Annotated in this window: 7 protein-coding genes and 1 pseudogene; 5 read left to right on the top strand and 3 right to left on the bottom strand. The window is 39.2% G+C overall.

From position 1 onward, the window contains the following. Window positions 1-185, top strand: a pseudogene (locus tag BMZ06_RS20540) (IS110 family transposase); the annotation flags it as partial. Between the two features lie 299 nt (window positions 186-484). Here BMZ06_RS20540 and BMZ06_RS01495 read toward each other — a convergent pair. After that, window positions 485-1,531 carry a dipeptidase gene (locus BMZ06_RS01495; RefSeq protein WP_089749418.1) on the bottom strand — a complete coding sequence of 349 codons (1,047 nt, stop codon included), beginning with the start codon at window positions 1,529-1,531 and terminating at the stop codon, window positions 485-487. A 668-nt stretch (window positions 1,532-2,199) separates the two neighbouring features. On the opposite strand from BMZ06_RS01495, the gene BMZ06_RS01490 reads away from it, so the two are divergent. Next, window positions 2,200-3,354, top strand: a complete 1,155-nt coding sequence (locus BMZ06_RS01490) for a glycosyltransferase family 4 protein (protein WP_089749416.1) — start codon at window positions 2,200-2,202, stop codon at window positions 3,352-3,354. Window positions 3,355-3,556: 202 nt separating this feature from the next. After that, window positions 3,557-5,008: a DHA2 family efflux MFS transporter permease subunit gene (locus tag BMZ06_RS01485; RefSeq protein ID WP_089749414.1), complete on the top strand. Its 1,452-nt coding sequence runs from the start codon at window positions 3,557-3,559 to the stop codon at window positions 5,006-5,008. A gap of 42 nt (window positions 5,009-5,050) precedes the next feature. Here BMZ06_RS01485 and BMZ06_RS01480 read toward each other — a convergent pair whose 3' ends face one another. Together BMZ06_RS01480 and BMZ06_RS01475 are read right to left on the bottom strand one after the other, a co-directional pair. After that, window positions 5,051-6,160 (bottom strand): NAD(P)/FAD-dependent oxidoreductase, encoded by a 1,110-nt coding sequence (locus BMZ06_RS01480; RefSeq protein WP_089749410.1) that lies wholly within the window; start codon window positions 6,158-6,160, stop codon window positions 5,051-5,053. A 188-nt stretch (window positions 6,161-6,348) separates the two neighbouring features. Then, on the bottom strand, window positions 6,349-8,025 hold the full coding sequence (locus tag BMZ06_RS01475) for a peptide ABC transporter substrate-binding protein (protein WP_089749408.1): 1,677 nt from the start codon (window positions 8,023-8,025) through the stop codon (window positions 6,349-6,351). A 554-nt stretch (window positions 8,026-8,579) separates the two neighbouring features. Between BMZ06_RS01475 and sppA the strand changes: the two genes are divergently transcribed. Further along, entirely contained in the window at window positions 8,580-9,575 is a 996-nt protein-coding gene (sppA, locus tag BMZ06_RS01470; RefSeq protein ID WP_089749406.1) for a signal peptide peptidase SppA, read from the top strand. Window positions 9,576-9,587: 12 nt separating this feature from the next. Next, window positions 9,588-10,130, top strand: a complete 543-nt coding sequence (locus BMZ06_RS01465; RefSeq protein ID WP_089749405.1) for an RDD family protein — start codon at window positions 9,588-9,590, stop codon at window positions 10,128-10,130. The last annotated feature ends 168 nt before the right edge of the window (window positions 10,131-10,298 follow it).

Raw genomic sequence — 10,298 nt, 5'->3', positions numbered from 1 at the left:
CGAGAGTTGCCATCGCCCGGACATTACTTGTGATCGTGTACCACCTATTAACCAAAAGAGAAATGTACAAAGAACAAGGGGCAAACCATTATAACCAACAAGCATTAGAAGCAAAAAAACAAAAGGCAATTAAGAGTCTTCAACGTTTAGGTTTTGTAGTCGACTTATCGCCACAGTCGGCTTAGAGAAGAATAATGAAATAAATATCAAAGTGACTTCAGGGATTTTTAAAAAAGTAATAAGATCCCCTTATTTAGTGCGGTCTTAAAGCTGTAATTATTTTCAGGGTAGCCAACTATAAAAGTATTGAAAATAAGCAACAGCCTGACAGAGACTCTTAGGCTGGTCTGCTATTATTAATATAAGTTAGAGCTTTTTCTGTGAATAGATGAACAGTAACTTGCTTCCAATATTTTGAGAAAATACAAGAAACGCTTAGAGCTTACAGCTCTAAGCGTTTCACATGTCTGACCACTCTATATAATTAAATTCCTGTTTCTTTAAGAACCCTGAGCCAATTTAAGTGGGTTAATTTAGCAATATCTGCTTCCGTCCAGCCTTCACGGAGAAGCTGCTCCAATAGCTTTGGCACTCCCGTCACGTCTTTGATTACGTCCGGAATCGTACAGCCGTCAAAATCAGACCCGAGTGCTATATGGTCAACGCCAATACGATCTGCAATATAATGGATATGCTCTGTAATGGCTTCTAATGGGGCGCTTAGGTCCATTCTTCCATCAACCCTTAACATATTCGCGCAAAAAGTTACTCCAACCACTCCATTGGATTCTTTAATGGCATCCAGCTGTTTGTCTGTTAAGTTCCTTGTAATGGGGCAGAGTTTATGAGCATTAGAGTGTGTGGATACCAGTGGATGTGTGGATAAACGTGCCGTATCCCAGAATCCTTTCTCATTCATATGGGATAAGTCAATCATCACTCCCAGCTCATTGCAGAGTCTTATAAGCTGCTTTCCTTTTTCGGTAAGCCCAGGGCCTGTATCAGGGCTAGCTGGGAAATGATAAGGCACGCCTTCTCCAAAGTCATTTGCTCGGCTCCAGACCGGTCCCAGAGACCGCAAGCCAGCTTGGTGATAAACATAAAGAGAATTAAAGTCCAAATCAATCGCCTCTGCCCCTTCCATATGTATAATTCCACCGACCGCATCTTTGTTCAGACAATTGCGCATCTCTTTTTCACTGCGTACAATTATGAACTGCTGCTGTGAATCTTTCTCAAGTTTAAGCATGTTTGCCAACACCTTGTTGGTATGTAATTGAGCATAGGAAGAATTTATTGGATCCGGTAAAGGCATGTGGTAGCCTTTCTCCGTTATAAATTTGCTGATAGGTGGAGGGCTTACCGGATTTGGAGTAAATATTGCAAAAAAACCTCCGGAGAATCCACTTTTTTTGGCTCTTATCAAATCTAAATGGCCCTTATCAGATTCTTTTAAGAAATCAAAATCACTAGTTTCATCCATATAATTTAACAACGTATCGTTATGACCATCAATCATTTTATACTTCATTAACCTTTCACCCCTTTAACGATAATTTCCACGTCTGCCTTCAAATTCCCTTCTATCCTTCTTAGTATGCAAAAAATAAATTATGTATAGGTAAATAAACCGTATGACAAATCCTATATCTATATTACAAGATTCACTATTTTTTACAGGCCTTTTGCCTTTCATATGACAGTAAATTTCTAAATCACTTACTAAAAAATCCTCAAACATCGAAGATTGTAGAAATTTTTGTTGTTTATATTGGATGAAAAGACGGTATATGCTAAGTACAAGTTGAAATGATCCATTAGCCATGACTCATACTTAAATTTTTCCTAGGAGGAGAAGAGAATGAAAATCAATGCAGGTATCTGGTGCAAACTAACGTTTAAAGACAAAATGATCTTGTTGAAAACCATCAGTCAACAATCTCTTGGTAAAAAAGCAGCCTAATGATGTCATTGAGCTAAGCCTTTTCAACTCACCCTTATACCAACTAATCACCTCAACAATATAATGCTCTTCAAAAAACCTACTATATTGAAGTAGGTTTTTTGTTTGGATTTTTTTAAGCTATCTTCCTATTCTGTCATATTCTTTAAAAGATTGAATACATAATATCGGTAGACAGGATGCCCGTCTAACAACCGTTAATCAATCATAGGAATGGTCTAAGGAGGGAAGTTAATATGAAGATTGCCATATTCACTGACACTTACGCGCCTCAAGTCAATGGAGTATCTCGAACTCTGGAAAGATTAATCACTCATTTAGAAAAGGAAAAAATTGAATACCGTTTGTTTATTCCCTACATGAAAGGTTCGCTCCCCTCTGACTGTATCCGCCCTGTTCTTAGCTTTCCATTCTTCCTGTATCCTGAATGCCGTCTTTCATTCCCCTGGGCAGCTCGTATAAGAAAAGATCTGGAATCTTTCAACCCCGATATTGTCCACATTGCCACCCCGTTCAATATGGGACTGACTGGTCTATATTGTGCAAAAAAATTAAGCATTCCTATCGTTGGATCCTACCATACGAATTTCGATCGCTATTTGGAGTATTATAACCTTCCATATTTATCAAAATGGATGTGGAAATATTTGAAGTGGTTTTACAAGGGTTTTCAAAGGACTTTTGTTCCTTCTTATCAAACGAAAACCGAATTAAATTTTCAAGGTTTTCATAACATCTCAATTTGGAGCAGGGGAGTAGACTGTACAAAATTCCACCCTTCTACAAATGAAATGGTCCTCAAAGATTATTATGATAGTAAACCAGCATTTCTATTAACTTATGTTGGTCGAGTGGCCCCTGAAAAAGATCTGGACATACTTATGGATACTGCCAGGAAACTCCCCGCCCCCTATAAAGACAAGGTTCACTGGCTAATAGTTGGAGAAGGTCCGCTCCTAAAAGAACTACAAGAGGAGAAACTATCTAATGTAACCTTCACCGGCTATGTACACGGTAGTGAATTAGCAAACATTTATGCCGATTCCACTTTATTCATTTTTCCATCGACAACAGAAACTTTTGGAAATGTAGTTCTTGAAGCGCTTGCCTGCGGAACTCCTGTCGTGGCGACAAAATCTGGCGGCGTTCAGGAAATTATCCAGAACGGGAAAACGGGAATCCTGTGCGAACCTAGAAACTCTTCCCAGATGATTGATGCTATATGTTCGCTTTTAGCGAACCCATTGAGGATTACAGCAATGGCAAATGAAGCAAGAAAATATGCTCTGGATCAATCCTGGGAAATCATCTTCAACAAACTCTTGAACGAATATAAAGAAGTAATCGATCAGCCCTTTTCTTCACAGAACAAACTAAATATGCAATCTTGACTAGAAAAAGCTCCTTAGCCTCAATGCGGGAGCTTATTTTATTTTAGTTTACATAATATAATTATAGGTAATATGTTCTAATTTAATTTTTCTGAAAATATAAAATTTATTATTTGCTCTCTAAGTGGTTGTCTGTTTTAATTGTTCAGGCGTATAATAACGGAATTGATCTAGAAAAATCCAAAGAATTAGGATGATACTTATGACCACTACTCCTTATAATAAAGTACTGATCGCTGCTATATTATTAGCAGGATCTTTTATTACTATATTAAATCAAACGTTAATGATTACAGCTATCCCCCCTATAATGGATGAGATGAATATATCGGCCAATAGCGCCCAGTGGCTCACTACCGTGTTTATGCTAGTTAATGGGATAATGATTCCTATTAGCGCATTTTTAATTGAACGTTTTACTACCAGACAATTATTTTTGGGAGCCATGACCATATTTACAGTCGGAACCGTTTTAGGAGGCTTAGCCCCAAACTTTGGAACTCTTCTAGTAGCCAGGATCATTCAGTCAAGTGGCGCAGGGGTCATGCTTCCACTTATGCAGACCGTTTTCTTAATGATTTTTCCTATCAATAAGCGCGGAGCGGCTATGGGCTATATTGGCCTTGTGATTTCTTTCGCCCCTGCCATAGGTCCAGCCCTTTCAGGCTGGGTTACAGCCGCTTTCTCTTGGAGATGGTTATTTCTAGTAACACTTCCGCTTGCACTTGTGATTACTGTATTAGCTTATTTCTTTCTACGAAATGTGACTGAACTTACTTTTCCAAAAGTAGATCCCTTATCTATTGGGTTATCTTCTGTTGGTTTTGGAAGTCTCCTTTATGGATTTACGGTAGCTGGTAATGAGGGATGGACAAGTCCCACTGCCATTTACGTGCTATTAATTGGCTGCATAGGTCTGTTTCTATTTATAACTAGACAGTTACGGATGGAACACCCCATGCTTGAATTCAGGGTATTTAAATATTCTGTCTTTACCATTACTACCATTATAGGAATGATTGCTTTCATGGGTTTAATAGGAGTAGAAACTCTCCTACCGCTTTATATGCAGAATATGAGGGAATTTACCGCCTTTGAGTCTGGACTTGCTCTTCTGCCCGGAGCGATCATTAGTGGCTTTATGTCACCTCTGACTGGCAGAATCTTTGATAAAATCGGCGCAAAACTGCTTGCTCTAACCGGATTAACCATATTAACCGCGGCTTCAGCTGCTTTTGTTTTTCTAGACATTGAAACAACTTTTACTTCCATCACTATCCTGTATTCCATACGTATGTTTGGTTTATCTATGGTCATGATGCCAGTTACAACTGCCGGGTTAAATCAATTGCCTCAAAAATTGATCGCGCATGGTGCTGCTATGAATAACACCATGAGGCAGGTAGCTGCTTCTGTTGGTACGGCCATCCTGGTGACCGTGATGACCACTTCCACTCAAAAGGTTCAGGGAAATCCAGAGATAGAATTCCCCGGCATATATGGTGTCCGCATAGCTTTTATCGTAATAACGCTGCTTTCCCTTGCAGGAATAGTACTAGCTCTATTTGTTACTAAGCCTCGCAAAGAAGATGAGTTAAAAGACCCTATAGCTCACGAGCTACATCCAGGTGACAAAGTAAAAAAACAAGCCTAATTCCTTAAAAACCCACAAACTCAAAAGAGTTTGTGGGTTTTATTAAAATACGTTAGAAGGATCATAATCATCTAAATTGATTTCTACTTGTTCTTCTGCCGCTAAACTAGCAAGAATAGATCCTACATATGGACCGCTGGTCAATCCTGAAGCACCAAGACCATTTGCCATCCATACGTTCGTGAGCCCCGGCACACGGCCAATAACAGGTAAAGAGCCTGGCGTGAATGGACGAAAACCAACCTTTGTTTGAATATAAGCAGCTTCAGCAAGACCTGGAGCTACTTTTAAAGCTTTATTTAACAGTTGATGAACCGCTCCCATCGTTACCTCCGTTTCAAAATCCTCACGATTTTCTTTGGTAGCCCCAATAACCAATTTTCCGTTGTCAAAAGTCAGCATGTAGTGATTAAATGGCGGAAGCATAACTGGCCATGAGTCTGTATCCTTTTCAGGTACTTGTAAATGAACGATTTGAGCCTTTTCGTATGTCACATTTGTATTTAAACCGTAAGAAGCAAATAATTGTTTTGCCCAGGCCCCATTTGTAACGATTACCTGATCTGCCTCAATATGTTCATCATCTACCAGAACACTAGCAGAAGCATCTCCATTATTAACGAGTTGAACCTCTCCTTCATTAAAAACAGCGCCATTCATCTCTGCTGCGGAAAGAAGAGCCTGCGAAATCGCCTCTCCATCCACTTTTGCTGCTCCGCTAATATGAAGCGCTCCATAATGCTCAGCTACAGGAGGAAACATCGCTTTAGTCTGCGCAGGAGTTAGTTTTGTGACGTCTCCCATTTCTGGTGACTGCTGTTGGCGTTCCAGAGCAACCTTCATTTTTCGGTCTAATTTCTCTTCCGTATCAAAGATATTGATAGCTCCCACTTGCTTATAACCTGTATCTGCTAATCCAAGGTTCTCCAACTCTTTAATGAGAAAAGGATAATACCTCGCCCCTTCTATTACTAAATGATACCAGGACTTATTCGAGCGGTTCGTTAACCAGGGGCATATGATTCCTGCAGCAGCTCTCGTAGCCTGTCCCTTGTCTTTCCGGTCTACGATAAGAACTTCTTCCCCTCTCCTGGACAAATGATAAGCAGTGGAGGCTCCAACTATACCTGCTCCAATGACGACATGTTTCATATATAACACCTTTTGTTGGTCTGACTTGTTATCCTTATTTATTGTATAGAATGATGACTCTGAAGTAAATTATCTATTCCTTTTAAGCAGCCCTAAATATAGGCTTACCTTTATATAGGCGAATAAATTCAGCATAGCTCCCGAAAAAAAAGAGTCCGTCCCCACAGGGACGGATCTCTTCCTATCATTTATTCACCTTCAATATATGCATACTTATATGTGTAATCAGGTCCCATAGGATTCGTGGTTACCCCTTTAACATCCGGCTTCCACAGCTGCGCTCTTGCTCGCTGATAAAGAGGAGCAATAACTGCATCCTCTTGAATAAGCAGCTTCTCAGCTTCCAAAAAGGCTTCAAAACGTTCAACAGGTTTTTGAGCTAGTTCATTTCCTGCTTTCTGAATTAGAGAATCATATGCTTCACTTGAATAACCAGTCTTATTGTTTCCTCCATCTGTTACCCATAGGTTCAAAAATGTGTTCGGATCAATATAATCTGGACCCCAGCCATAATTTTCGATGTCATAATCCATGTTCTTATCACGATCTAAACGTACTTTAAAAGGAACACTTTCTACCTTAATTGACAAGCCATCCAATTTTTCAAGCTGGTCTTTAATGTAAGCGTCCAGGTTTTTAGCAACCTCTGTGTCTCCGCCCAAATAACGAAGTTCTGCCTTCTCTATGTTTAACTCTTCTTTTGCTTTTGACCAATACTCCTGTGCTTTCTTTAAATCATGCTCCACTAATGCACCATTAATTTCACGGAAATCCTCTCCGGATTCAGGATGTTTCGTAAAGTTAGCAGGTACATTACCTCCAGTCGTAATTGAACCATTATTTAAAATGACCTCCACCATACTTTGGCGATCGACCACCATCTGAATGGCTTTACGTGCATTCAAATTAGAAAGAATTTCATTTTCCTGATTCATTTTAAGGAAGAAAATTGTCGGCTCTTCTTCGACTTTCAATTCTTTAGACGAACGATACTCATCAACGAATTCTGAAGACAGATTGACTCGATCTATTTCATCTGTTTGATAAAGGTTGACCGCTGCAGCAGTTTCTTTTACTACACTCACATTAATTTCTTCTAACTGAACAGCATCTGCATCCCAGTAGTCAGGATTCTTTTCAAGTTTCCATCCTTCCCCGTGATTCCACTCAGTCATTACAAATGGACCATTCGAAAGAAGTCCGTCAGCTTCCATTGCATATTGATCGCCTTTTTCTTCAACAAACTTTTGATTTAGTGGCAAGAATGTGCCAAATGTAGTCATAGACTCGAAGTAAGGTGTTGGCTTTTCTAAAGTTACTTCGAAGGTGTAATCGTCTACTGCTTTAACACCAAGCTCTTCTAGAGACATCTCGCCTTTGGAAACGGCCTCTGCATTCTTAATTACGCCACTCATCATATAAGGGCCATATTCCGATCCGATTTCGGGATCAACCGCTCGTCTCCAGGCATAGACAAAATCGTCGGCTGTGACTGCGTCTCCATTTGACCATTTAGCATCTTCTCTTAAATTGAATGTCCAGGTCAAACCATCTTCGCTCATTTCATGATTTTTTGCTATCCCTGGTTCCGGCTTGCCATTTTCGCCCAAGCGATAAAGCCCATCTTTCGTAGACCCCAGCCATTGAGAAGCCAAAGCATCAATGGTTAAAGATGAATCCATGGTTGGTATTTCTGCTCCCTCGGAAAGGTGCAGAACCTGCTCACTGGACTTTGAGGTACTATCCCCGTTTTCTTTACTATTATCGTTGCTGCTTGTTTCTGAGTCATCCCCACTGGAACAAGCAGAAAGGAATAGACTGGCAAGCAAAAACAGTCCTGCCCATAGCCATTTAGCCTTTTTCATTTAAAGACCCCCATTTTCTTAATTTTATGTATTTTTACATACGGCTCAAATTATACATTTTGTGGTAATAGTCTGCAAATTACAAAAATTAAGTAAGTATGTATAAATTTGACTACTATCGTAGGTTTACATGAGAGGTTATACGTCTTAAGAACTATTTTCTTAATCAGAAAAACACTCACTAAGACTTAAGGATCCTATATACTGAGAGGCGACGTCGGGAAGTTAGCGGCACTTTTAGGTCTTTGTACCAAAAAGCCTCTTTTATATAACGGCTATGAATAGTTATATATTCTTAAAGGCATAACTTGTTTCAAATAGTTGAGTGGATTAGGCACACTTCTTTTGTATTGGCCCTGGTCATGACGAATTGAACAGGACTTAATATAATTTAAAATTAGCCGAAACCTTACCTGATTTCATACGTATAAATTAAGTGTCAGGAACTCCAGTAAGTACGATTATAGTAAAATTTTTAGGAACGCTAAAAATTTACTTGCATCTTTTCTAATAGTCCTGATAAAGTTACATCATTCAAGAAGGAGGATTTACATATGAATAAACGTGTAGGTGCAAGTATTATTGCATGCGGAATTCTATTAATAGCTATTGTGTTCCAAGTAATTAATGTCTTCACCACGGATGAAGATTCGGAGAATATGGCTTCAATGTTCTCAGGAAGTGAGAAGCCTCAGGAGAAAATCATTGAGCAGGGTTCTGCTTCCAAGCGCATTGTACAAATTAATCTAGAAGGTACAATTATGAACAACCCAGGTTCTAACCCGAACCCATTTAGTGGTAGCGGCTATCAGCACGAACAATTCTTGAAGAAATTGGAAACCATTAAAGAAGACCCTTCCATTAAAGGTGTACTTCTTCATGTAAACTCACCCGGCGGAGGAGTTTACGAAAGTGCAGAAATTCACGACAAACTGTTAGAATTAAAAGAAGCTGATAAAGAATTCTATGTTTCCATGGGAAGCATGGCTGCTTCCGGCGGTTACTATATCTCTACTCCTGCTGACCAAATTTTCGCTTCAAACGAAACGTTTACTGGGTCTCTAGGGGTTATCATGGAAAACGTTAATTACCAAGAACTAGCAAATGAGTATGGCGTCAAATTCAACACATTTAAAAGCGGTAAATATAAGGATATTATGAGTCCAACAAGAGAAATGACGGAAGAGGAACGTGAAATCATCCAAACGCTTGTCGATGATTCTTACCAAGAATTTGTCGATGTGATTTCAACCGGTCGTGATATTCCAGAGGATCGTGTCCGAGAGCTTGCCGATGGACGAATCTATTCAGGAAAGCAAGCAGCAGAGAATGGCTTAGTGGATCAAATTGGCTTTCAGGAAGATGCCTTAAATGCGCTTAAAGAACAGATAGGTGGAAACCCGCAGGTCATTGAGTATAAGAACAGTGTAGGTTCATTCTTTAATTTACCACTAGCTAAAAGTTTCTTGCCAAATAATGAAATCCGTTATATTGAGGAACTCATCAGTGAACGCCAGGGACCTAAATTAATGTACTTATATAGCGAGTAAGGGGGGAGTTATATGGAAACTACAGAGGAACATCCAGGTGTTAAACCACCTCTTTCTCTAATGAGAGGTCAGAAAGAGGATATCCAAAGATTACTTTACGCTGGATTTTGGACACGTTTTTTCGCATATATTATTGATTTACTCGTTCTTTGGAGCGTAAACACAGTTGTAACTAAACCATTAATTGGTTTATTAAATTTAGAGGAGGCAGAATTATGGATAGAGATGTTCAGTGCTTCTAATTTGCTTACCTCCCTTCTATTTTTCCTTTACTTCATTCTAATGACCAAGTTTTTTAGAGCAACTCTTGGAAAGATGATATTTGGTTTATCTGTTGAATCACTGACTGATAAACCTTTAACTAATGGACAGATATTTTTCCGCGAATGCATCGGTAGATACATTAGCATGGCTATTTTTGGAATTCCTTATTTAGTAGTCGCTTTTACTAAAAGGCATCAGGGAATTCATGACCTATTTGCAGATACATCTGTGATTAAAAATAAATTCAGGCAACTGAATCACTTGATCGAAGATAAATCAGACTCTGAATAAACAAGAAATCCGGTCCCTGAAGGGTACCGGATTTCTTGTTCTAACGAGAAGGATCCTGCTTTCCTGTGCCATTTTTTTCGCCTTTTTCTCTCTTCAATGCATTTAAGTCCTCTTTACTTTTGTTTTTCTTCTTTTTACCCATTTAACCCCCTCCTTTCCTTATTAGTT

Source organism: Halobacillus alkaliphilus (assembly GCF_900113125.1).
In the GTDB taxonomy this organism is placed as follows: Bacteria; Bacillota; Bacilli; order Bacillales; family Halobacillaceae; genus Halobacillus; species Halobacillus alkaliphilus.
This window is presented reverse-complemented; position numbering and strand designations above follow the sequence as displayed.